This window comes from Lysinibacillus sphaericus OT4b.31 (genome assembly GCF_000392615.1).
GTDB lineage: Bacteria > Bacillota > Bacilli > Bacillales_A > Planococcaceae > Lysinibacillus > Lysinibacillus sphaericus_B.
On record NZ_KB933398.1, the window covers coordinates 98,373 to 123,785 of the forward strand.

22 protein-coding genes, 1 pseudogene and 1 riboswitch are annotated in these 25,413 nt (G+C 37.1%); of the genes and pseudogenes, 15 read left to right on the forward strand and 8 right to left on the reverse strand.

Annotated features, from left to right (window positions below):
- Positions 1 to 1,011: an ABC transporter substrate-binding protein gene (locus tag H131_RS00500; RefSeq protein ID WP_010857072.1), complete on the forward strand. Its 1,011-nt coding sequence runs from the start codon at positions 1 to 3 to the stop codon at positions 1,009 to 1,011.
- 306 nt (positions 1,012 to 1,317) lie between these two features.
- Here the strand turns inward: H131_RS00500 and H131_RS00505 are convergent, their stop codons facing one another.
- On the reverse strand, positions 1,318 to 4,497 hold the full coding sequence (locus H131_RS00505; protein ID WP_010857073.1) for a non-ribosomal peptide synthetase family protein: 3,180 nt from the start codon (positions 4,495 to 4,497) through the stop codon (positions 1,318 to 1,320).
- A gap of 68 nt (positions 4,498 to 4,565) precedes the next feature.
- Positions 4,566 to 6,317 carry a methyl-accepting chemotaxis protein gene (locus H131_RS00510; protein ID WP_010857074.1) on the reverse strand — a complete coding sequence of 584 codons (1,752 nt, stop codon included), beginning with the start codon at positions 6,315 to 6,317 and terminating at the stop codon, positions 4,566 to 4,568.
- Positions 6,318 to 7,020: 703 nt separating this feature from the next.
- Here H131_RS00510 and H131_RS00515 point away from each other — a divergent pair.
- The 11 genes from H131_RS00515 (at position 7,021) to H131_RS00565 (ending at position 18,658) form a co-directional block, all read left to right on the forward strand.
- Complete coding sequence (locus tag H131_RS00515) at positions 7,021 to 8,358, forward strand: AAA family ATPase (RefSeq protein WP_010857075.1); 1,338 nt, start codon at positions 7,021 to 7,023, stop codon at positions 8,356 to 8,358.
- The gene (locus H131_RS00520) at positions 8,351 to 9,085 is read left to right on the forward strand and encodes a hypothetical protein (protein WP_010857076.1); all 735 of its coding nucleotides are present in this window, start codon (positions 8,351 to 8,353) and stop codon (positions 9,083 to 9,085) included. Before H131_RS00515 ends, H131_RS00520 begins: the two co-directional genes overlap by 8 nt.
- A gap of 224 nt (positions 9,086 to 9,309) precedes the next feature.
- Positions 9,310 to 10,599, forward strand: a complete 1,290-nt coding sequence (locus H131_RS00525) for a glycoside hydrolase family 18 protein (RefSeq protein WP_036129661.1) — start codon at positions 9,310 to 9,312, stop codon at positions 10,597 to 10,599.
- Between the two features lie 131 nt (positions 10,600 to 10,730).
- Positions 10,731 to 12,956, forward strand: a complete 2,226-nt coding sequence (locus H131_RS00530) for a YcdB/YcdC domain-containing protein (protein ID WP_010857078.1) — start codon at positions 10,731 to 10,733, stop codon at positions 12,954 to 12,956.
- 128 nt (positions 12,957 to 13,084) lie between these two features.
- Complete coding sequence (locus H131_RS00535) at positions 13,085 to 13,552, forward strand: YusW family protein (RefSeq protein ID WP_010857079.1); 468 nt, start codon at positions 13,085 to 13,087, stop codon at positions 13,550 to 13,552.
- Between the two features lie 187 nt (positions 13,553 to 13,739).
- Positions 13,740 to 14,174: a MarR family winged helix-turn-helix transcriptional regulator gene (locus H131_RS00540; RefSeq protein WP_010857080.1), complete on the forward strand. Its 435-nt coding sequence runs from the start codon at positions 13,740 to 13,742 to the stop codon at positions 14,172 to 14,174.
- Between the two features lie 53 nt (positions 14,175 to 14,227).
- A complete protein-coding gene (locus tag H131_RS00545) occupies positions 14,228 to 15,211 on the forward strand; it encodes a ring-cleaving dioxygenase (RefSeq protein ID WP_010857081.1) in 984 nt (327 codons plus the stop codon).
- A gap of 26 nt (positions 15,212 to 15,237) precedes the next feature.
- Positions 15,238 to 15,855 (forward strand): nitroreductase family protein, encoded by a 618-nt coding sequence (locus tag H131_RS00550; protein WP_010857082.1) that lies wholly within the window; start codon positions 15,238 to 15,240, stop codon positions 15,853 to 15,855.
- Between the two features lie 62 nt (positions 15,856 to 15,917).
- Positions 15,918 to 16,460: an NADPH-dependent FMN reductase gene (locus tag H131_RS00555; protein ID WP_010857083.1), complete on the forward strand. Its 543-nt coding sequence runs from the start codon at positions 15,918 to 15,920 to the stop codon at positions 16,458 to 16,460.
- Positions 16,461 to 16,599: 139 nt separating this feature from the next.
- Entirely contained in the window at positions 16,600 to 17,994 is a 1,395-nt protein-coding gene (locus H131_RS00560; protein WP_010857084.1) for a sensor histidine kinase, read from the forward strand.
- Entirely contained in the window at positions 17,972 to 18,658 is a 687-nt protein-coding gene (locus tag H131_RS00565; protein ID WP_010857085.1) for a response regulator transcription factor, read from the forward strand. Before H131_RS00560 ends, H131_RS00565 begins: the two co-directional genes overlap by 23 nt.
- 526 nt (positions 18,659 to 19,184) lie before the next feature.
- On the opposite strand, the gene H131_RS00570 is transcribed toward H131_RS00565, so the two are convergent.
- The 3 genes and pseudogenes from H131_RS00570 to H131_RS00575 form a co-directional block, all read right to left on the reverse strand.
- On the reverse strand, positions 19,185 to 19,760 hold the full coding sequence (locus H131_RS00570; RefSeq protein ID WP_010857086.1) for a YdhK family protein: 576 nt from the start codon (positions 19,758 to 19,760) through the stop codon (positions 19,185 to 19,187).
- Positions 19,761 to 20,036: 276 nt separating this feature from the next.
- A pseudogene (locus tag H131_RS26240) lies at positions 20,037 to 20,185 on the reverse strand (transposase); the annotation flags it as partial.
- A gap of 209 nt (positions 20,186 to 20,394) precedes the next feature.
- Positions 20,395 to 20,991 (reverse strand): biotin transporter BioY, encoded by a 597-nt coding sequence (locus H131_RS00575; protein ID WP_010857088.1) that lies wholly within the window; start codon positions 20,989 to 20,991, stop codon positions 20,395 to 20,397.
- Between the two features lie 190 nt (positions 20,992 to 21,181).
- Positions 21,182 to 21,372, forward strand: a riboswitch (cobalamin riboswitch).
- A gap of 152 nt (positions 21,373 to 21,524) precedes the next feature.
- Between H131_RS00575 and H131_RS00580 the strand changes: the two genes are divergently transcribed.
- Positions 21,525 to 22,592: a FecCD family ABC transporter permease gene (locus H131_RS00580; RefSeq protein WP_010857089.1), complete on the forward strand. Its 1,068-nt coding sequence runs from the start codon at positions 21,525 to 21,527 to the stop codon at positions 22,590 to 22,592.
- Between the two features lie 5 nt (positions 22,593 to 22,597).
- Entirely contained in the window at positions 22,598 to 23,401 is an 804-nt protein-coding gene (locus H131_RS00585; protein ID WP_010857090.1) for an ABC transporter ATP-binding protein, read from the forward strand.
- Between the two features lie 362 nt (positions 23,402 to 23,763).
- Here the strand turns inward: H131_RS00585 and H131_RS00595 are convergent, their stop codons facing one another.
- From H131_RS00595 to H131_RS00605, 3 genes are all read right to left on the reverse strand, one after another.
- The gene (locus H131_RS00595) at positions 23,764 to 24,078 is read right to left on the reverse strand and encodes a DMT family transporter (RefSeq protein WP_010857092.1); all 315 of its coding nucleotides are present in this window, start codon (positions 24,076 to 24,078) and stop codon (positions 23,764 to 23,766) included.
- A complete protein-coding gene (locus H131_RS00600) occupies positions 24,078 to 24,431 on the reverse strand; it encodes a DMT family transporter (protein WP_010857093.1) in 354 nt (117 codons plus the stop codon). Before H131_RS00600 ends, H131_RS00595 begins: the two co-directional genes overlap by 1 nt.
- Before the next feature lie 70 nt (positions 24,432 to 24,501).
- Complete coding sequence (locus H131_RS00605) at positions 24,502 to 25,080, reverse strand: TetR/AcrR family transcriptional regulator (RefSeq protein WP_010857094.1); 579 nt, start codon at positions 25,078 to 25,080, stop codon at positions 24,502 to 24,504.
- 151 nt (positions 25,081 to 25,231) lie between these two features.
- On the opposite strand from H131_RS00605, the gene H131_RS24870 reads away from it, so the two are divergent.
- A complete protein-coding gene (locus H131_RS24870; protein WP_010857095.1) occupies positions 25,232 to 25,402 on the forward strand; it encodes a hypothetical protein in 171 nt (56 codons plus the stop codon).
- The last annotated feature ends 11 nt before the right edge of the window (positions 25,403 to 25,413 follow it).

Genomic DNA, 25,413 nt, shown 5'->3' on the forward strand with positions numbered 1-25,413 from the left:
GTGAAAAAGAAATTATTACTTGGAATTGGTTTAGCGGCCATGTTAACATTAACAGCTTGTGGGGGGACAACTACAAGTACCTCAAAGGAAACAGAAACGAAAGAACATTACCCATTGACGATAGAAAACTTTACGAAAGCTGAAGGCGGATCAACATGGGATAAGAAAGATCAAGTTTTTGATAAAGCACCTGAAAGAATAATGGCTAATACTCGTCCAGCGGCAGAACTATTATTGCATTTAGGCTTAGGCGATAAAATTGTAGGAGTAGGGGCGAACTTTGGAGAACCCGACAAATCAGTAGAGGAAGAATATTCGAAATTAAATATTCTAAGTGATGAGTATGTGGGTAAAGAAGTAACTTTAGGAACTAACCCAGACTTAGTCTTTGGACGAGGTGGTTTATTTGATAATGCAGATTGGGGTGTAGGTACAGTAGATACACTCAATGATATGAATGTTAAAACGTATGTACTAGAGTCATCTGTTACAGGCGGAACGTATGCTTCAATTTATAAAGATATTGAAAACATCGGTAAAATTTTTAGTGTTCAAGACAAAGCAGATAGCTTTATAAAAGAGCTAAAAGACAGACAAACGGCGATCACATCAAAATTAGAAAGCATTAAAGAGCACAAAACTTTTGCTTATTTGCATACAAACGATCCAAAAGAGCTTTTTGTCTATCCAGCACATGGTGAAACATTCTTCAATGATGCTTTTAATATGATTAAGTTAGATAATGTATTTAAGGATGAAGCAGGAGATGTAAGTGTTGAAACACTTATTGAGGCTGATCCAGATGTCTTAATCATACCGAACTGGGATGGCTCGGATCTTGGAAAAGTGCGTGAAGCGATCTATGCTAATCCAAAATTATCGAGCATGAAGGCAATCAAAAATAAACAGATGTATATAGTAGATTACAATTATTTATTTGGTTATGGCTATAACACAATAGATGGGATGGAACTTTTAGCAAAAGAAATGTATCCAGACTTGTTTAAATAGATTGAACGAGGCTATCTTGAAAATGATATTTGCTGTCATCCAATCAATCGAGATGGCATAAAAACATTGAGTTACACATACCTGAACCATATGAAAAACAAGAAGCCCCTTTGCAGTTAAATCGCTGTAATAGGGGCTTCTTGTTATGTCAAAATTCGTTTAGCGGTGGCTGTAATAAATATACTGACTTATGTTACTCATGGGGAAGATTAAATAAAAAAGCATCAGATTCCCATTGTTATAATTGTGGGCCGACAGGAGGGATGCATAAGTGTATACCACTTTTCATCCGTCCTAATCTCGACATCATTTGACTCCAACAGGTATCGGCTTCGGAAAATAGCCCACTTGGACGCCATAATTAACCATTGTTCGGATAAAGGTTGGACTTGGCTCAGCACAAGTGACATCCGTATTCATAAGAAATGCTTGTGTCTTATTCGTATTAAATATAAATGGGGAGTTGCTTGCTCCATCACCATCGAGTTGAGCAATGGCCAATGATAAATATTCGTGTAAAGCGTGTGGATGCTCCGCGTTCAATAACCAGTGTTCATACGCTTCTGCCGTTATAATTTCTAACTCATAGCCAAGATCCTTCAGACCTTCCATAAAATCGAGATATGGTAAGGGGACAGGGTTGCACAGGTGAAATGTATGTCCGTTCGATTTAGGCTGGCGAGCTAATGCAACAAGTGCTTGGCTTGCATAATTTATCGGTGTAAAATCAACAAGCCAGTTCGCTTCCGGCGTTTTCCCTAAACAAAGCACGGATTTAATCATGCGATAAAAAGCATTATCATCCATATTACGTTGAAATTTACCTGTTTCAGAGTGACAAGTTAAATTTCCTACGCGGTAAATAGAAACTGGCATCCCATCTTGCACAGCATTTCTAACAAGCTTCTCTGCCTCTAATTTACTTTGGTTATAAACATTTTCAAGTGAAACATCGTAGTCAACATCTCCATGACCTTCATTAGGTACCGATTGTCTTGCAGCGAGCTCCTCTGAAATACCAATGGTTGAAACATGATGGAAATGCACGCCGGCTTTGCGTTTCGCAAGGTCAAGCAAGTACCTCGTGCCCTCAATATTGACATCGTGAAATTGTGCAGCTGCTCCAAAATGTCTTACATCGGCACCACAATGAATAATCGCATCGATTTCTTCAGCAAGTGTACGTTCGTCCTCGGTTGATAAATTGAGTGCACGTTTTCCTAAATCACCCTGAATGACGGAAACGCGCTTTTCCAGCATGGCAACGCTTGCATCTTCAAAATAAAATTGTATAGTATCTTTTAATTTTTCATCCGGTGTTGCATGTGAACCTTCTCTAATCAGACAGTATATATGGACGTTCGTTTTATCCAATAGCTCGTATAAAACATGACTACCTAAGTAGCCGGTTGCCCCAGTTAGTAAAACAGTATTCATTGGCAATGGTTTTGTGCTTTGAGCGATTGGCAGAGCACTTGGTTCCATCAAATCCTTCAGTACAAAGTCAGCTGATTGAGTTTGAGCAGTTGCATCATTATCCTCAAACTGGTAGCTACTTATATAGTTCTCTAATTCTGCAATGGTTTGATAGTGGAAGAAATCTTGGATTTTTAGAATTGGTGCATGTTTTTTTACTTGAACAAGAATTTCAAGTATTTTGAGTGAATGTCCACCAATATGAAAGAAATTATCATGAATTCCTACACGCTCAATACCAAGTACATGCTCCCAGGCTTGCGCTAACATTTGCTGTATAGCATTTTCAGGTGCATCATAGCGACTTGTTACCGGTGTTGCAACATCCATCTTAGCTAATTGTTTACGATCGATTTTACCGGTAGGGGATAAGGGCATTTCTTGCACTTCAATTAAGCGCTCAGGTAGCATATATTCAGGTAGATTACGTGCCAAATACGTGCGGATTTCCTCTTGTTCTACATGTTCACCGCCGGATAAAGTGTAGTACGCGTATAAGCTATTATTGCCATCATCCATTTTCTTTGCGAGAATAACTGCTTCTTGAATGCTAGGTTGATTGGTCAACACAGCTTCGATTTCTCCTATCTCAATTCGAAATCCTCTTACTTTGATTTGTGAATCTTTGCGACCTACAAATTCAATGACGCCACTTGGTGATAAGCGTACTAAATCGCCTGTTCGATACATCAATTTCTCAGGCTCATGTGAAAATAAATGTGGGACAAATGCTTCAGCAGTTTTTTCAGGCTGATTTAAATAGCCAGCAGCTAAACCAGTACCTGCGATATATAATTCCCCGGGTTCATTGATAGGACAAAGTTGTCCTTCCTTATTGACAATATACATTTCATAATTTGCAATAGGTTTGCCGATAGGTATACTTGATTGACTGTCCTTTACATAATCTTTCACCCTGTAATAGGAAGACAAAACTGTGCATTCTGTTGGGCCATAGACATTAATAATTTCTGTATATATGCCGAATTTTTCTTGCCACTTTTGTATAACAGCAGACATAAGTGCTTCTCCACCAACTGACAAATATTTAAGAGATGACAATGAATCTTTGTGCTCTATAGGCAAATAGGTAGCAAGTTGAGTAAAGAAAGCATTCGGTACAGTAGCCGCTGTCACTTGTTCACGCTTAATCATATCAGCAAATGCCTCAATCGATACCCGTTCTAAGCTTGTTAACATATGCAATCTAGCACCGGAGAAGAAAGCTGTAAATGTTTCCGTTATAGATGGATCAAAACTATAGGAGATAAATTGAGAAAAGACATCTTGCTCGGAAGATTGATAAATTCTTTGATTATCCGTTATTAAATTGATAACAGAATAATGTCTGAGCATCGTCCCTTTTGGTTTGCCTGTAGATCCCGATGTATATATGATATAGGCTAAATCAGCAGGAGCTAAATCGATGTTGATATTGTCTTTTGAAAAAGCTTGTTCCGTTTGATTCAGTGTAAATATGGTACGAGAGTGAAAATCGCTATGTAATAAATCATTAAGTAATTGAGTATGTTCAACTTTGGTTAATATAAATGGAGCACCTGTATCGTTCAATAGGTAATGACAACGTTCTCTCGGGTAGCTTGGATCAATGGGCACATATACGCCACCAGCCTTTAAAATGCCGAGCAGGCTGACCACAGTTTCCGGGCAACGTTCCATGACAATCGCTACATAATTGCCTTTTTGTAGCCCATTCGCTACCAGCATATGTGCAACCTGATTGGAGTGTTCATTTAGCTGACGATAAGTCATTGTGCCACCATCAAAAGAAAGTGCAATTCGATCAGCAAACAGCAACGCTGATTGATAAAAAATTTCCGGTATAGTTTTATCTTTTTCATAACAGGCTTTTGTTTGATTTAACGCAAGATATAGGTTTTTTTCTTCATTCGTTATCAGTTGCGTACGATTGGCAAGTAGCATTTGTTGGTCATAAATATTTGTTTTATGATTTGGTGTAACTAAATCCAGTCCTTGTTTTAAATTCAATCATGACAACTCCTATCTTGTAAAAAAAGTATTCAATGGAAAAGTCATTCCCACTGAATACCTTTTCATTATGATTTCACTATAAATGTATGAACAACAGTCAATAATTCAGTGGACAGCTCAGTTAACACTTGCGCCTCGTCTGAAACTTTGTTGACAGTATTTAGCTGAGTAACTGACGCTTCAGCCACACCTCGAGTATTATCTCTAGAATGTACCGAAAATTCCTCCATATCCTGAACGGATGAAGTTACTTCCTCCATACCTGCTGCCATTTCTTCGATTGTTGCCGATAGTTCTTGAATTTGACCTGAAACTTGATGAATCGATGTTAGAATTTGGCCGAAAGACTTCTCGGAATCGTTAATCATTAGTAAGCCATTGTCTACTTCCTCCACAGCACGTATCATCACATTGACAGATTCATTTGTATCATGTTGGATATGAGATATTAGTGTAGAAATTTCTCTCGCGGATGCCTCTGATTGCTCAGCAAGTTTGCGTACCTCATCTGCGACCACAGCAAAACCACTTCCTGCCTCTCCTGCACGAGCAGCCTCAATTGCAGCGTTTAATGCGAGTAAATTTGTTTGAGATGCAATCCCTGTAATAATACCAACGATTTCCTCGATTTTACCTGAATGTGCACCTAACATTTTAACGGATGCAGCTGATTGATTTACCGCGTCACTGATTGCATTCATCTGCGCCACAGATTTGTTGGTAGAATCGTTTCCTTTTTCAGCTTCCTCTGATGCAAGAATAGAGGATTCCGATATTTGATTTGACGTCATAGCGATACGTTGGATCCCGATACTCATTTCTTCAATCGTTATTGTACTTTCTTGTGCTTTTTGCACTTGTAAATCCGCACCTCCAGCAATTTCTTGCATGGATGAAGCTACATTGTTATATGAATCTGTTGCCCCCTGCATATGTGTAGATAAGACATGTGCCGAATTTGAGACACGTGATGAAACATTGGTTGCACTTTGAATGACTGTTCTCAGATTTTCAATCATGAGATTAAAGTTATTTGTCAACAAACCGATTTCATCGTTTGATTTAACGGGCAAGACTTCCAGCTCCAAATTACCCTCAGCTACTTTTCGCGATTGTTGTGAAAGCTGTTGAATAGGTGTTAGCTTCCTTTTCAATAGCGAATAAACTACGATTGAAGAACCAATTAAAAATAGGACTGTCACTAATAGTGTCCATAATACTTCTGACATCGCTTTAGCGGTTACCATGGATACATCATAGTCAATTGCATAAGCGGCTAGGATAGAGCCATCCTCAGCTAATATAGGTGTTAATCCAGTTTTATAGCTGCCAAAGTCATCGCTGTAAATATCGGTTGCAGTTGCTTTCTGTGTTTCAAATACCTCTTTAATTCTTGCTAGAAAATCAGAGGATAGCCCCATTTCAATCATGTCTTGATTATATTGTGCACCCAAATCCAGAACGCTGGACGATAGAACGGGAGCATTTATATTTTCACCATTTACTGTAATAAGAAATAGGTTTGTGATAATGTCTGAAGCATCGTTGATTTTATCCATTTCCTTTGTCAAAAGACGCGCATCTGGATTATCAGCGCTTGGTTGTTCCAATATAGAATTTAATGTATTAATATCAATTGTCTGAGATAAAATCATCCCTTTATCATAAAGAGATTGATCCATATCTTTTAAATTGCTATTTTTTACAATATAATAGGAGAGTCCCATAGTGACTAATCCGAATAACAATAAAATACTTACCATTATCACCGTCAATTTTTTGCTGATTGACAAGTGCTTTTTCTTACTTTTTTTCATACTCTCTCTTCCTCCTAAAATTACATATAAGACATATTTCTAGTGAAAATGGACATCCGATGATGTAATGGCAAAATGTAAATGAAATAGACATAATGTTGCAAGTAGCTAGTTTTATGTAATTACATATGGTATTCTTTTTACTTTTTTGTCAGTATTTACTTGATAAAATAGTAAAGTAATCCATTCATTTCCTAATCTAAATCCACTATACTGCCTATAAATACGATTCACAACCCAAAAAACTAACTATTTAAACAGTAAAACTTTGATGCTACTATGAAATATTTAGTATTTTTTTACCATTTAACTTAGGTATCAATGCATATAGTTGTCCAAAAAAAATACTATAATAGTATGAATGTGAAATTGATAGTGGATGTCCTATCTTAACGTCTGTGTACTCAAATAAATGAATAATGCTGTCTTGTTCTTGACATAGTACCTCGAACTACATAATTCAACTTAAAGAAGAATAAGGAAATAACATGAATGGCTTCCCATAGTTCATACTGAACATTAAAGGAAGCCTTCTGTTTGTACACTTCTAAATTTTCTTTTCTAAGTTATGTCTTTTAATGTATTTGTTATAGGTTAAAGGCTAAGTATAAGTCAGAACAAAGATACTAAATGTGAATTTGTTATAAAATATAACAAAATTAATTATAATAGAAGAAAATACTTTTAAGGATGTTTAAACATAATGGCGATAATAAAAATCAAGAAAATAAAGGTGCAAAATTTAAGAAATGTACGCAAGGGTGAGATGACATTTGCGGTGGATTTTGAGTCCTTTTTTAAAGCAAATGTTGTTGGTCTATATGGACAAAATGGTTCAGGGAAAACGACAATTGTTGATGCATTTGGTTTACTGAAGACGCTCATTTCTGGTTGGCTTGCTGACGTTAAACTGCCTACTCGAGAAAAACGAATGATTATGGCAGGGGCGGACAAAGCAAGTATCGATATAGAATTTCTTGTGGAAAATCAATTTGGCACTTTTTATGTCCATTATTTCGTGGAGTTACAAGAAGATGGAAAAAGACTGTACACAACGGCCGAACGAGTGACTTACAGAGAAAACAAAAAAGGCAAACGCACAAAGGTTCTTGTGTATGTGACAGAAGAGGATGTGCAAATACGTAATGTATCCCTCGCAGATATGAATGAAAAACAGCGTGTTAAAATGCTTGTCATCCATCAATTAGCAAGAAAGCAATATACGTCTTTTATCTTTCACAAAGATCTAAAGCTATTGTTACGAGAGAAGTTGACAGAACTAGAAATGGAACTGTTGCATAATTTGGCAATCGACTTTAATCAAGACTTGCATGTCGTAAACAATCAAAACATCGCCCCTTTATTTGAAGAGCGGTTTATGCCATTTAGCGTCCATTTAGAAAGAACGCGTGGCTCAATTTCTTATGATTTGAATGGACCAGCGTTATTACCAGAAGATGCTTTTTATGTATTATGCGAAGTGATTGAACAAAGTAATCGCGTATTGGCCACGATTATTCCAGGGCTTACCATTAAGATCAATGTTATTACAGAACAGACATTGGATAATGGTGAAAAGGGGATACGTTTTGAGTTTTTATCGCAGCGAGGTGACCGAGAATTACCTCTTCGTACTGAATCAGAGGGGATTTTAAAAATTATTTCAGTTCTTAGTGTACTAATCGCTGTCTATAATAATCCGAATGCTTGTGTGGTAATCGATGAATTAGATTCAGGTATATTTGAATATTTATTAGGTGAGTTGTTAACAGTGATGGATGAGGGCGGGAAAGGACAGCTTATTTTTACGTCTCATAATTTACGTGTGTTAGAGGTGCTTGCCATTAAAAATTTATGGTTTACGACGACAAATGAAAATTGCCGCTATATACAACTCAAAGGCATTAAAGAAGTAAATAATGCGAGAGATGTCTATTTACGTGCCATTCAGCTAGGCGGACAGGACGAAGAGGTTTATAGGGAAACAAAAACATTTAAAATTAAACGTGCTTTTAGAAAAGCAGGTGTGCAATATGACTAAAAAGGTATTATTAATTATTGTAGAAGGACAAACTGAACAAATTGTTTTAGAAGATTATTTAGATGAGCATTTTGTTAATTCGACGATTCGCTTTGATGTGCAACGAGAGGATATCTTAACAAAATGGGATGCTAAAAAGAATATACCCAATATTAAAAACAGTGTAGCACGAGTTATTCATAACTATTTAGAAAAGTATAAATTTCTAGCCAAGGATCTAACCGCTGTTGTTCATATTACAGATGCAGATGGTTGTTTTATCGCACCAGAATTTGTACAGGTAAAGTCTGATATTGAACAAAATTTATATTATACAGAGGATGCAATATTCGTAAAAACAGAGAAGCGTAAAGAGCAGATTGAACAACGTAATGAGATGAAGGCTAATAACGCCAAAATTCTAATAGCCAATGATTATTTTAGTATTAATCGCTTAAAAGTACCTTATCAGCTATTTTATTTTTCCACTAATTTAGAGCATGTTTTGTGGAATGAGCGCAATGAAGTTGCGACTGAAAAGATTTTAAAAGCGGATACCTTTATTGAGAACTTATCCGGCTCGATTGAAGAATATCTTGGCGCGTTTCTTCCTGTGAATCCAGCACTTTCTTATCGGGAAAAAATGAAAGAAAGCTGGGCTTTTTTAATGGATGGCTGTAATTCTCTTCAACGTGGAACGAATGTGCCGTTATTGTTTGAAATGATTAAGTCCACTGTGCAAAAATAAAATATGACAAGCCTCCCATGACAAGAAGTAAATGGGGGGTTTTTTATGTTTAAAAATAAATAAGCGGTGGACCTTTTTTATATGGCTCTTATTTTTGTAGATTTAAATGTACGAACTTAAAAAATTACTACCTAACTATGTGTGTTTTACAATGACATGTTTTCCTTAACCATTTCATAAGCTTTATAGGTATGATTTCATCACGTTAAGGAGGAGGCAAGCACATTCAAATACATGTTGTGCGGGCAGGTGAGTCCATATGGAGTATTGCGCAAGCTTATGGGACATCAGTTCAGAGCATTGTAGACGCCAATCAAATTCCCGAACCTAATAAATTAGTCATTGGGCAAGCACTTGTAATTCCAATTGTGGGGAGTTTTTATTATGTGCAGCCTGGAGATAGTCTATGGTCAATTGGACAACGCTTTGGTATCAATTATTTAACGCTAGCACAGGTAAATGGCATGAATCCAAATCAGCCTTTATCAATTGGTATGCGACTTTATATTCCGCCAGCTCCGAAAACAAGGGCTGAAACATTGGCATATTTAGAGCCGAGGGGTACATCTGTAAGTGAAGCACTATTGAGTCAAGCAAGAGAAGCGGGACCTTATTTAACGTACCTTGCCTTATTTAGCTATGAGGTAAGGAGAGATGGGACACTAAAGGTGCCACCAAGCCAAGGTGTGCCCGAAATTGCTAATGATACCAGGGCGGCACTGGCAATGGTGATCTCCAATTTGGAAGATTTCCGGTTTAGTGGCGAGTTAGCAAGGGATATTTTCCAAAGTACGGCCGTACAAGATCTACTATTTGATAACATTATTAAAGAAGCAAAGCGAGTAGGTAGCATTAAGGATATACATTTTGATTTCGAAAATTTACCAGGTGATCAAAGAGAGGCATACAACAATTTTTTAAGAAGAGCAGTGGAGCGGTTCCATGCAGAGGGTTATACGGTTTCTACAGCACTTGCTCCGAAAACGAGTGCCGATCAGCAGGGTCCGTGGGGTGTTGCGCATGACTACAAAGCACATGGTGAAATTGTGGACTTTGTATTGCTAATGACTTATGAATGGGGCTATTCAGCGGGTCCACCTATGGCTGTTTCACCACTTCCTGAAGTAGAGGCAGTTGTAAAATATGCGGTAAGTGAAATACCTGCCAATAAAATATTGCTCGGACAGAACCTATATGGTTATGACTGGACACTGCCATTTGTGCAAGGAGGTCCCATTGCTGAGGCAGTTAGTCCACAAAGAGCTATTGAGATAGCTAAGAAATACAATGCAGCCATTCAATTTGATTGGAGGGCGCAAGCACCTTTCTTTGAATATTACGATGAACAAGGAAGAGCACATATTGTTTGGTTTGAAGACGCAAGATCTATACAAGCCAAGTTCAATTTAATCAAACAGTACAAGCTTCGAGGGGTTGGTTATTGGAAGCTAGGTCTACCATTCCCACAAAACTGGTTATTAATAGGCTCGAATTTTGATGTGGTGAAGAAATGAGGAATTATAGATATTACCTTTACTCAATACCCAATCTATTTTCTTCAAAGTGGAAATAATCTGTAAATAACATTCCCAATTTTGGTAATGTAGTATATAATTATGGTAAATAGTATTTTAGGAGGGATATTTTGGGTAAATTTAAAAAGTTAGGAATTATTTTGACGTCTACTGCATTTTCTGTTGGTGTGCTTTCACCCATTGCACATGCTTCTGCAAATGGAAAGGAATCACCAGAGAGAATTGAGATTCAAGTAGCTTCAACGGAGACGAATGTTACAAAAAGCACGCTTATTAAGCAATTGCGTACACTATTCCCCGATAAGTTTAATTTCGTAACAGATAATGATTTCCATACGGGACGTGGGCATTTCTTTAGAGATGATACGGCAATCCGTTACGAACTAGGCTTCCATAAAACAATCAATGGTAAAGATGTTTATGGTAGTTTTACCTTTAAGGGAGACGATTTAGAATTAGAAAATTTCCATTATCAACCTGCTAACATAGCAGATGCTGTCTACCCTGCAAAGTATTCAGAGGTTGAGGCTCAAAAAATTGCACAGGATTTTCTGAAAAAATTTCCGAATACGGCAAACTATAAACTGAGAGAAGATGGCTTCGGTTTTGGTTATGATATTAATATAAATAGACCGCTATCACAGCCAATTTCTTACTCATTTGTTTACTCGCCAACACATAATGGTGTGCCGATTAGCGATCAGCAAATCTCTATTGATGTTCTAGGTAATGGAGAAATTACTGGTATGTATCGTAATACAGAGTCTAATAGTAAGGCCACATTCGATGGTTTAGAACAGAAAAAGAATGAGGCAGATATACTGGCACAAGTTCGTGATAACTTGGCAGTAGAACTACGTTATTTTATTGATTATAACTATCACACAGGCGACCGTAATGTAAAACTTGTCTATATGCCAGCTGCAGGTTTCAACGGCGTACATGCTTTAACAGGACAGTGGCAAACAGCGAATGGCTTCACTTCAAATGTGCCAAAGACGAAAAGCGTAGAAAAGCTTTCATCACAACCACTTTCACCGAGAAAGAGTGGCATGACGATAGCAGAGGTTGAAGAATTTGCAAAATCTTTCTTGAAAGTTGATTCTGACAAAGCAAAGCTACAGATTGAAATGGTTGATGAAAGAGAAAATGAAAATGGCGAGACAATTTACTCAGTAGGTTATATGTACATGTATGCTAACGGTGGCTCAGGCTCATCATTTGAAATTAATAAAGCGACAGGTGAAATTTTACAGTACCATGACTTACGTAGAGAATTCACCCAAACAAGTGATAAAGAAACTACTATTTCTAAGGATGCAGCATTGACGAAGGCTATCGAATACTTAAAGGAATGGGCTCCATCCTATGTGCATGAATATTCGAAACCAATTGATGATGTTGAATTTAATCAATATAGCAAACAATATCACTTCTCCTTCCCGCGTGTTGTAAATAATATTGCAGTTGTTGGCGATGAATTGTATGTAACTATTGGTGCTGATGGTTCACTAGGTTCTTTATCGATTAATAAGCAAAAGATTGATAATTGGCCAAATGCAAGCAAGGCTATTTCGGCTGATAAAGCAAAAGCATCCTATAGTGAGGCACTTGAGTTACAGCTCCAGTATGCTAAGCAAGATAGTGAGGATAAACAGCACTTTGATTTAGTGTATTCTCCAATTTTTGGTGGTAATTTATACAATCAAATTGATGCCATCACTGGTGAATGGCTAAATAGTATAGAAGGATCAAAAGAAAAACCATTAATTTCTCATCCAACGGCTGCTGATGAGTTGAATTACTTATTGAACCAAAATGTGTTAGAAGTTAAAGACCCAGCAAGCTTTAATGCAAATACAGCTGTGACAAAGGGAGAGGCATTGAAAATAATGCTGAAATCTATGACATATGGCTACTTTGGTCCTCAGGGTGAAGAGGGTGGTAAGCAATCCTTCAGTAATATAGATAGTAAGCATCCATTGTATGCTATCGTTGAACAAGCTGTAACGATGGGCATTTTACAACCAGCTGATCAATTTGCAGTAGATGCAACATTGACTCGTCAAGAGCTTGCGGAATGGTATGTCCGTGTACTACGTTTAGAAAATGCTGCAAAGCATAGCGACATTTACAAGTTAAACTTCGCTGATGCTGGCACTATTGATCCAAAGTACGCAGGATACGTTGCTTTAGCAAGTGCGATGGGATTAATCGATGCGCAGCAAAATAATTTTAACGCTACTGAAAAAGTGACATATGCTGATCTAGCCGTTTCGACAATTCGTTTAGCACGTGCCATTAACGAGCACAATAGTAGTCGTAATTACTACTAATAATTTAACTTTATGCACTAGATGAATACCATTTAGCGGAAAGGGCGTCTCCTCATTTGAGGAGATGCTCTTTTTAGGTTTGTTTGCTCTCTATTTGGGAATAATAATGATAGAAAGGAGTGTGTGAAATGGGAAGTTTTAAGTTTTTATTAGTAGCGCTTTTACTAGCAGGAGTGCTGTATGGTTGTAATAAGGATGAGGTAAAAAATGTACCCGCTAATGCTCCTACTGAGCAAAATGCTACGCAACAAGTGAACGAAGATACTGCCGAGCTAACGGAGTTTAACTTTTTAGAGTTTTCATTGGATGTTGATTATTCTGCAACAGAGTCCTATGAGGTAGAATTTGAAAATAAAAAATCAGGCATCGAAGCAAAGTTAAAAGATGATCGTAACAATGAAAAGCTCCAAGGTGATGAGGCTTATACAAAGTTAGAGCCATTATTTAAACAATTGACATTTGATTCGACAACACCCAATGATAAAGTGATTGAACAGGTAATTTCAGTATTTCATATTGCAGACGACTTCCAATCTATTGAAGTTGAAGTGGAGTTTTCTGATGGCACCGAAAAAGAATTTAAACAAATAAAGTAAATAAAGTTCCCTATGCATTTATTTGTATAGGGAATTTCACACTGTAGACAAACTGGAAAAAAGATTTTAGGGTTTGCCTAGTCCGTATGAAGAGAGGTGAAAATAATTGCTGTTTGATAGACCCTGTGTTATTATTGTCTCGAATTAAAGATATTTAATTTCAAGGTAACTGAAATGAGGGAGTCGTATGAAGGAAGGCAATCGTAATTTAAAAGCTTTTACGGTCATGTTCCGAGCTTATCAAGCAATTCAAGATGCGACAAAGAAGGATTTACTTCAATATGATTTAAATCAAACAGAATTTGGGGTACTTGAATTTTTGTACCATTTTGGCGAACAGCCGATTCAAGTCATTGGTAAGAAAATATTAATTGCTAGCAGTAGTATTACGTATGTTATTGATAAGCTTGAGCACAAAGGTCTTGTTTATCGTCGTGCTTGTCCTAGAGATCGGCGTGTTACCTATGTATTATTAACACGCGAGGGACAGGTAATGATGGAAAGAATTTTCCCACAGCATGAGCAGGTTATAAATGAGATTTTTGAAGTATTAGATCCACATGAAGTGGAAACAATGACCCTGTTACTAAAAAAGGTTGGCCTTAATGCCGCTAAAAAATAAAAATTTTTTACACATATATCTCGAAACTGAGATAAATAGAAGGAGTTAATAATATGAATCACTTAAAGGGAATCCACCACGTTACAGCTATTACAAGTAGCGCTGAAGAAAATTATAAATTTTTTACGTATGTGTTAGGCATGCGTTTAGTGAAAAAAACGGTCAATCAGGATGACATTCAAACGTATCACTTATTCTTTGCAGATGACAAAGGTAGTGCAGGCACAGATATGACATTCTTTGACTTCCCAAATATTTCAAAGGGTGTTCATGGTACAGATGAGATTTCAAAAACATCTTTCCGCGTGCCAACTGATGGCGCTTTAAATTATTGGGTAAAACGATTAAATCGTCTAAAAGTTAAACATACAGGCATAAAAGAGCAATTCGGTAAGCAAACACTATCTTTCGTTGATTTTGATGACCAACAATATCAACTTATTTCAGACGAAAACAACACAGGTGTTGCTTCAGGCACACCATGGCAAGATGGTCCAATCCCTCTCGAGTATGCAATTACAGGATTAGGACCCGTATTTGTGCGAGTTGCTGATTTTAAATATTTTAAAGAAATGCTGGAAAAAGTAATGCTCTTCACAGAAATTGCAGAAGAAGGTGATTACCACTTATTTGAGGTTGGCGAGGGCGGTAACGGTGCACAAATAGTGGTAGAATATAACACAGTACTACCAGTAGCTCGTCAAGGTTTTGGTACTGTGCATCATGCTGCTTTCCGTGTAGAAGATCGTGCTGTTTTAAATGAGTGGACAGAACGTCTAGAAGGTTTTGGTTTTCATACATCTGGTTACGTAAACCGTCACTTTTTTGAATCACTCTATGCGCGTGTAGCACCGCAAATCTTATTTGAATGGGCAACAGATGGTCCAGGTTTTATGGGTGATGAGCCTTACGAAACGCTTGGTGAAAAATTATCATTGCCACCTTTCTTAGAACCTAAGCGTGCACAAATCGAAGGGTTAGTACGACCAATTAATACTGTAAGAAGTACGCATTCTTTCGATAAAGAATATGAGTAAAGTTTTAATATTTGGGGGTCGTATAAGTGGAATTTACAAAGCTAATTGATAAACGCCGTTCCGCAAACAATTTTATCCAAGAGGTCCAAATGACCGAGGAAGATATCCGTCCAATTTTAGAGGATGTGAAGCTTGCGCCATCTGCATTTAATTTACAACATGCAGAGTACATCATAGTCTTAGATGAACAAATGAAAGAAAGTGTACGCGAAGCGGCATATGGTCAATACAAGGTGCACACTGCTTCAGGCGTAATTTTAGTATTAGGAGATAAAGACGCCTATAAGCAAACGGCCCATATTAGCCAGGGGATGGTTGATTTGGGAATTATAACGGACTATGAGCTTCAGAATCTTATTGATGAAAATACGAATTTTTACGAAGAACGTGGCGAGGAATTTATGAAGGAAGATGCAATTCGTAATGCATCCCTTTCAGCTATGTTATTCATGTTGGCAGCGAAAAATCGTGGCTGGGACACATGTCCAATGATTGGTTTCGATCAAGAAAAAATGAGAGCTCTTTTCAATGTGCCAGACACGCATGAAATTGCACTGATGATTACAATCGGCAAGGAAAAAGAAAGTAGTCGTCGTTTACGTGGATATCGTAAACCGGTTGAAGAGTTTGCAACCTATTATTAAAGCGGAATACAATTAAATTGCAAAACAAATAATAATGGCAATGTACAATTAGGAGGAACATCATGAAAGTAGTAGCAATCGTAGGTAGTATCCGTAAAGAATCTTATAATATGCAACTAGCAAAATTCATTCAAAAACGTTATGCGGAAAAAGTGGAGCTTGAAGTATTAAGCTTACGTGATTTACCAATGTATGACCAAGATATTGAAAATGAAGCACCACAAACTGTGTTAGATTTTAAAGCAAAAGTAAAAGAAGCGGGTGCAGTACTTTGGGTAACACCAGAATATAATGGTACAGTGCCAGGTGTTATGGTGAATGCAATTGACTGGTTATCTCGTGTAGATAAAGTAATGGTTGGCAAACCATCTTTTGTAATGGGTGCATCAATGGGGAACTTAGGTACTGTCAAAGCACAATTACATTTACGTGATATTCTATTCTCACCAGGCATTAACTCTCCATTACTTGGAGGCAACGATGTGTATATTGGAGCAGTACACACAAAATTTGATGCTGAAGGTAATTTAACGGATGAGGGTACTGTTAAGTTCCTAGATCAAGTTATCGAGAATTTCTTAAACTGGGTGCCAAAATACGCTTAAAAAATAGAAGGATGATTTCTCTTTTGAATGGAGAAACATCCTTTTTGTTTTCAAATAAAGACTGTGAAATTGCTTCTGCATGAAATCTTCAAACTTTAACGTTATAATTTTATGAAAACCAAAATATGGCGGTAAGAAGATGAGTAAACTTTCATTAAAGCTTGGGATTATCTTTTTTGTTATATTATTTTGCATTGAGACGTTCATGATGTTCTTTTTACATGTTTCATTAGCCAATTCAAGGGTTGAGGAAGAACTGGACAGTTTACAAGCAAGGGGAAACTCGCATAGAACAATACTCGAACAAAATTTCAATTTGGAAACACTTTCTCATGTTGCATTAATGGAATCTGAAGCAAGGACAGATGTAGTGATAACAGATAAGGATGGAATAATATTAGCCCATTCACAATCACACCCTGAAACTCAAGATTACTTGAAGAACTTAAAGAAACCTGTCCCCTATATGGGCAGCATTTTAGCGGATAATTGGAAAAAAGAACAATTTATAGCCACGGTTAGCCCAATTCAAAAAGACCAAACAACGATTGGTTATGTGTTCATGTTTCAAAATACAGCGTCCATACATGCTTTAATGGAGCGATTAAATAAGCATTTCCTAATAGTTGGGATTGTCTCGGGATTGGTAACTATCGTAATCATCATTATATTATCTAGAAAGCTTGCTCAACCATTAATTCAAATGAAAGAAGCAACCCTAAAATTGACTAAAGGTGATTTTACAGTAGCTCTTACGACAAACGGTCAAGACGAGCTTAGTGATTTATCCAATGCGATACAGAAATTATCAGAGGAATTAAACCATTTGAGACAGGAAAGAAAAGAATTTTTATCGAGTATAGCACATGAATTAAGGACGCCTTTAACATTCATTAAAGGCTATAGCGACATTCTCATTAAGCGTGATTTAAGTGAGGAAGCTCGATATAAGTATTTAGTAATCATCAAAGAAGAAACCAATCGGCTTGCTCGTTTAATAAGAGATTTATTTGATTTAGCAAAGATGGATGAAAACTCCTTTGTCGTAGCTAAAGAACGTCTTAATATGACCGATTTTTTTGCAAATATTGAGGCGAGATTTAGTCCAGCTTTTCAGGAAAAACAAATTCATTTCACAGTGCAATGTGAAGATAAATTATCTTTAATGGCTGATCTATCAAGGTTTGAACAAATTATTATGAATCTACTTCATAATGCATTAGCATATTGCGCTGTTGGAGATACAACTATGGTACAAGTCAAACAACTCAACGAAACATTGCTAATAACGATTGAAGATACGGGAAAAGGTATTCCTAAAAAGGATCTTCCTTTTATTTTTGATCGTTTTTACAGGGTAGAAAAATCACGTACCCGTGCGCTAGGTGGTTCAGGAATAGGCCTTGCTATTGTTAAAGAGCTTGTACATGCACACGGTGGGGAAGTCACAGTACGTAGTGAAGAAACCAAAGGAACTACTTTTGAATTAATGTTTAAGGGAGTAGGAACGAATGAAAACAATCTTAGTAATTGATGATGAACCGAGAATGTTAGACTTATTAGCTCTCTATCTAGAGCCTAGTTTTCATTGCATTACAATGTCAGCTGTTCAAAATGCATTAAGCTATATAGAAGAACAACATGTGGATTTAGTATTGTTGGATGTCATGATGCCCGAAATGAATGGCTGGCAAGTATGTCAGGAAATTAGGAAGTATTGGGATGTACCCATTATTATGCTAACAGCTAAAGGGGAACAAGCTGATATTGTAAAAGGTTTAAATCTTGGGGCAGACGACTACATTGTAAAACCTTTCGACGAAGAAGAATTGCTTGCACGAATACATGCAGTGTTAAGAAGAACTAAACTTGTGGGACATGAAATAATGTTTGAAGGATTACGGTTAAATACAGAGTCCTTTGAATTGCATTTTCAGCTGGAAGAGATTCCTCTAACACCAAAAGAGTTTTCGATGATCGCATTATTTCTTGAATATCAAAATAAAGTTTTTTCAAGAGAGCATCTAATAAATACTGTGTGGGGATTTAATGTTTCGATTGAAGACCGGACAATTGATTCACATGTGCGTAATTTACGAGAAAAATTGAGGAAAAGTGGGTTTCCAGCTGATAATTATTTGCAAACCGTTTGGGGAATCGGCTACAAATGGCATAAATCCATTGATACAGACTGTTGATGACAAAATGAGCTGCTAAGGGTGTAAATACTCTAAATAAAAGTATGCTTGCATTAATGACTATAGAAAAAATCTTAGAATAGTACCTAAAACGAAAACAGATTGAGGGTCTGTCCCCAAAGTACAAACAACATGCTTAGAGGTATCCTATTATGCTGTTTTTTTGATGCAAAGGTAAACATCCGCGAAGACTCCTGTGAATCATATTTGCGACGAAAGAATGAGTGAAACGTAGCGACAGGAGCAGTCATATATGCGACGAAAGCGTGAGTGAAACGTAGCGACAGGAGCAGTCATATATGCGACGAAAGAATGAGTGAAACGTAGCGACAGGAGCAGTCATATATGCGACGAAAGCGTGAGTGAAACGTAGCGACAGGAGCAGGAAAAACAAGAGCATGAGACCCAGCAGGGAGCGTTAGCGACCGATGCGGCTCATGCCTTGCCCGCGGAAAGCGAAGCGGATTTTTACCATATAGGAAAGCGGATTGTATTGTTTGAAGGACTTTTTAGACAGCCCCTTCATCTATTCATTTTTTGTTAGTTCATCTTCAGTAACCCATTTGTGATTTTTAATAACATCTCCATTTGTCGTAGATACATAATCAATCATATAAATAGTGGTTTGTAGTGCCTCATCAATACGCACCATCGCATTTTCCATTCCTTCCATATGTGAAGCAGCCGTTTTTACTTCTGTTCCAGGTGTTAAAGGTGCGCTATCTGGATTTAATAATTCCTCATGAATGACCCATTTATGATTCTCCACACGTTTGCCACCTGTAGTTGGTTCATACGAGATAATGTAAGCAGTTGTATCATAAGCTCCAACAACAGTTGCTTCAGCACCTTTCATACCTTCCATATGGCCATCTGCAATAATAGCAGTACTACCAACAGGATATATTGGGTTTTCTGCGTTTTTCAGAGTTGCTGGTATTTCACCTGAACTGGAATGATTCATCGAAGAATGGTCCATTTCACTTTGTTGTTCAGCCTTGCTTTCTTTTTTTGTATCGGCTGTATTTTCTGAGCACGCGGATAATACCAGAACGGCAACTACCGTCAGTAAGCCTACACGCCATTTTTTTTGTAGTTTCAAAGCCAATTCCTCCTTCTTCATTTGCCGTAAATGTAGCAAATAAATGTGCAGAAATTATGGATGAAGACTGCATATCATATCTATTTTATAAATAGTAAAGTTCCACTCTAGAGTGGAGTTTCAGATTGACGACAAAAGGTATTCGGAATGATCACATTCCGAATACCTTTTGAAGCTTTATCAGAAATAGTAGTTACAAATAGCCACTATTAACGACAGTATTACGCTACGTTTAACCAACTTCTGCCACTTTAGAACTTTGCTATGACCATAAACTAGCTTCTTCAAATCCATAGCAGTAAAAGTAAGCACCGCCTGCATGGACAATTTTTTAATCCTTCGAAAGGTTGTCCAACGCATACCATACTTTTCTTCGCATCCGCACATACGCGTTCAATCGTCTCTTTACATCGTGCATAGATTTGTTACTTGTCACTTTGTTGAAATAAATGATGGACTGAAGCCATGCCCGCGAAAAGCGTCCGCCGTAGCGAAAATCAACGGGTTCTTATAGAAACTTCTATTTTTAAAAAAATAAGACTTACTGTAAAAACTCAACTTTGAGTATGTCTATAGTCTGAAACTCCACTCTCTAAAGTTATTGAGTGGAGTTTTTATCAAAATAGGTTTCGTATTATTTCACCGCAATAATTTTCAGCACTTTTTGCACACGATATGCGAAAATACCAGCGAATACGGCTAAGATAATATCCTTTGGCAATGGTGGCATCATCCAAAGCCATGCCATTTTATAGGTGAATCCTTCAGGTGCACTAGCCCATAGTTTATAAGCAAAATACATCCAGTTTGTACCAAGTAAATAATTAATGGTCATTGCACTTAGTGCGGCTATGACATAGCTTTTTTTCGTAGCACTTTTTTCTATTATAAGCCCTGCGATAAAGGCTGCTAAAATAAAAGTTACGATAAAGCCGAATGTCGGGCTTAAAATTTGTCCAAAACCCCCTCCGAAACGAGCAAATACAGGTGCCCCTGCTAAACCGATACACATATAGACGGTACAGGCGAGCGCTCCTTTTCTACTACCAAGAATAAGTCCTGCTAAAATAGCAAAAAACGTCTGTAATGTGATAGGCACGCTTCCAACTACCATGAAAGGTGCAAAGGAAGTAATATTTGCACCAATCATCATCAATGTAGAAAATAAGCCAATGTAGGCCAGGTCGACTGTTCTTAATTTATGATGTCCATGTTCAGCTACTGTTGTCATAATATCTCCTCTTTTTAGTAAAGTTGTTAGTGATATTTTAAGAAAATAAAAACTTTGTGTCAACTTTATAAATAAATTAAGTTAACGTAAAATTCCCTGTTTAGCGAGGAGATACATGGTTTAGATATGGTAAAAAGATAAAATATGTATAGACTACTATAATTATGTATGTTAGAATCGTCATAATTTTAATATTTCAGATACTATTGGTGTGATGCCTTTTAAAGCGTCACTTAAAAGGGAAATCGGTGTAAATCCGGTGCTGTCCCGCAACTGTAACGAGGAATTCTATGATATATAAGCCACTGTTTTTTAAATGGGAAGGCTGTCATAGCAATGATGAATCGAAGCCAGGAGACCTGCCAATTAGTTGTTACCTGTAATGCCCACGAGGATGCAAGCAATTACGGACAATTGAAGGATACATTTCTTACTTTTGTTTATTCGAGGGTATTTCTATGCAAATTTTTTGCGTAGAATACCTTTTTTTATTGCTTCACATCTATCATTTTTGACTAGGAGTTAATAAACAGATGAAGAAACAGTACCTGTTCCCAAAGAATAAATTTATCTTACTTTCTATCCTGCTTCTCCTATTGCTATTCATTTCAATTACTTTCGCCATCATGATTGGTTCCGTTTCTATAACACCGTTGTATGTTTGGAAAGTTATCCTTTCAAAAATTCCACTTGTCCAAAATTGGATAGAGCAAGATTGGAGTCGCTCACAAGAAATTATTATTTGGCAAATTCGTGTGCCACGTGTTTTACTTGCCGCAATCGTTGGGGGAGGATTAGCTATTGCTGGTGCTGCCATCCAAGCACTCGTTCGTAATTCAATTGCGGATCCGTATATTTTAGGGGTTTCATCTGGTGCAACAGTTGGGGCTACGGCGGTCATAATTTTAGGCGCCTTTTCATTTTTAGGCATATACGCACTTTCTATCGCTGCGTTTTTAGGCTCTTTACTAGCGATTGTATTAGTGTTTTTCTTATCACGTGTAGGTGGGCGAATTTCTATCTTTCGCTTGTTACTAGCAGGAATGGCCGTATCATTTATTTTATCAGCCACTTCGAATTTTATATTAATGATGTCGAAGCAAGAGGGTGGCATGAAAGCAGTAATGTACTGGATGCTAGGGAGTCTAGCAGGTGCTAAATGGAATAATCTACTCATCCCAACAATTATTTTTGTCGTTGTCTTTGCCTTGCTTTGGCTCCATTATCGGAATTTGAATTTGCTTCTACTTGGAGAAGAGGCAGCAGTAACATTAGGTGTTAATCTACAACAATTCCGAATACAACTTGTTGTTCTTGTATCTCTACTTACAGGCGTACTTGTTGCGGTAAGTGGCTCGATTGGGTTTGTTGGCTTGATTATTCCACATATTGTCCGGTTAATTATAGGTTCAAATTATAAATATGTTATCCCCATTAGTGCTTTATTAGGAGCGATTTTCTTAGTTTGGGCAGATGCGCTTGCACGAATACTAATTGCGCCAGAGGAAATGCCAATTGGTATTATTACTGCATTTTGTGGAGGGCCATTTTTCATTTGGTTACTGCGTCGTAACAATTATTCTTTCGGTGAAGGAGACTAAAACATATGACATTAGAAGCGAAACAAGTATCATTCTCCATTCATGATCAGCGTATTTTACATGAGGTGAGCATTCAAATAAAAGAAAAGCAATTTGTCGGCTTAATTGGTCCCAATGGCAGTGGAAAATCAACACTTTTAAAAAATATGTATCGTCTATTAAAGCCAGAAAGTGGAACGGTTTTACTGAACGAGAAAGACATTTTGAAGCAAACGAGTAAAACTATTGCAAAAAATCTAGCTGTTGTTAGTCAGGAAACTCCTGTATTATTCGATTTTCAAGTACGAGATCTGGTTAGCATGGGAAGAACTCCTCATAAAAAATTGTTTGAACTTGACCATGAAGATGACTTTCAAATTGTCAAAGAAGCATTATCGCAAACGGGTATTGCCCATTTAGAAACCCGTAGCTTTAGCTCTCTTTCAGGAGGAGAAAAGAAACGAGTGATGGTTGCTCGTGCTCTCGCTCAACAAGCACAGGTGATTATTCTAGATGAACCAACGAATCATTTAGATATTCAGCACCAATTACAACTGATGGATTTAATTCAAACACTACATTTGACTGTAGTGGCAGCGCTCCACGATTTGAATATCGCTGCTATGTATTGCGATACTATTTATGTGTTACAGCAGGGAAGAATCGTACACTATGGAACGCCAGCAGAAGTGCTCACACCAACTTTACTAAGAGAGGTATTTGGTGTATATGCAGATATTCAAGTACACCCGTTGACAGGAAAACCGTACTTAACATATGTGTCTGAACAATTCACAAAAAAAGCTTTGAAAGAAAGTTCAATTATATAAATGTGAAATTATATTGGCATGTACATAGGAACACACAATAGAAAGCTGGATGTATTAAGTCAAAAGATGAAAAATGGACATTTCCCAGTTTATTTGAGAAACGTCCATTTTTACTTATTATTTTAAATGAGGCGCGGTTATTTGTAGATAATACTTCATCAGCTTCAAAAATTTTGCCACAAATATTAGTGACACCGAAGTTTGTTCAACGTGCCCTTTAGAATCAAATAAGCACACGCCACCAGCTTCTTTAGCAACCGCATCCTTGGTCCGTTTATACGGCGGTTTTGACTGACAATATGTTGAACTAAAGCTAAAGCCTGACTCAATTGATATATGAAAAATCAAAGTCATTATTTGCTTTATGCCACCGCTTTTAAACCAGCTACACCAATGATAATGGCAATGATGCTAATGATTCGGGTGAAGTTTTTAGATTCTCCGAAGAAAATAATATTAACGACTACTGCACCAACCGTACCAATGCCAATCCACACAACATAGGCAATACTTAACTGTAAATAGTTAAAGGATGCATATAAAAGGGCGAATGACAGACCGAAGCCGCCAATATATAATAATAAATTACGTACAGTTTTTTTCTGACTATAAAAACGTAAACCAATTACACCGATAATTTCTGCAATAGATGCTAGTAGTACGAGTAACCAACCCATTATACATTTGCCCCTTTCTCTGTATCTTTATCTTTTGGAGAGTTATCTGCCAGCTTAAGCCCTATAACACCAAGAACTAAAATAAACATAAAGATGCCTTTAATAGAGCTAAATTCACCGTCAAAAATAAAAATATCCATCAGGGCCGTACCAATTGTTCCTGCACCAGCAAAAACCGCATAAACAGTTCCAGTAGGTAGGTTTTCACAAGCCTTCGATAGAAAATGAAAATCAACGGCAATCAGGACTACAATAATAACCCAATGCCACCAAGCGCTTGCTACATTAAAGCCAAATATCCAAAACAATTCAAATAAACTCGTTAAACCAACATAAATCCAATCTTTTTGCATAGATAAAATCCTTTCTATTAACAATTTATATGACTGACAATCAGTCAATTTAATATAAAAGAGAACGTCACTAGTTGTGACGTAGACCGAGTGCATGATGTAAAAAATCTAGAAGCTCTAGCTTTTGAAGTCTAATTGTTTCGTCCTCACTATCATCATACAAATAAATCTGTTCGGCTGCAGATTCTACTAAACCAATAATAAGTTTCGTGGAGCGTGTTGTATTTAGAGAATCGCGTATAATTCCCTGTTTTTGTGCAACCGATAAGAAATCGTTCATCCATTCATAGTAGGGTGCATAGATATTTTCCCATTCTTTCATATGCTCCGTTTGTGTGATACCAGCATAAATAAGAGCAAAAACATCTCGATATTCTTCGGTTAAAGAAAAGACAATATCAATCACTTGTTCAAGTTGCTGTTCAAATGATTCCTGCCCATGGACACCTTGTTCAATTGCTGTAATAATTTTTTCGACCATGACTTTAGCAATCGCAGGCATGACAGACAATCGTGATGGAAAGTAAAGATAAAATGTGCCTTGTGCAATCCCAGCAGCTTTTACGATATCGGATACTTTCGCTTTTTCTATCCCTTTTTCTCGAAATACTTCAATAGCAGCTTGAATAATTTTTTCTTCTTTTGACATCTGAAATCCCTCGCTTTTGGAATGCTTATTTAGTATGTTACAGAATAGATGACATGAAGTCAAAGAAAATGACTGATAATCAGTCATTTATTTTTTGTATATATAGGAGCTTTTCCGGGAACTTTACTTTTGAAAGGAGAAGTGATGAAAAATGGAAGACGTTAAGATTGCTCAATTAGATAAGCAACAGCTCGATAAAATAAATGAGCTAGAAAAGAAAATAGGTGTTACATTAGTGGCGTATGATTGTGCGACAATGTCCTCGCAAGGTTCGGGTGCTTATCAGACCAATAATAGCACTCATAATAATCATCCATCATAAGTGAAAAATGC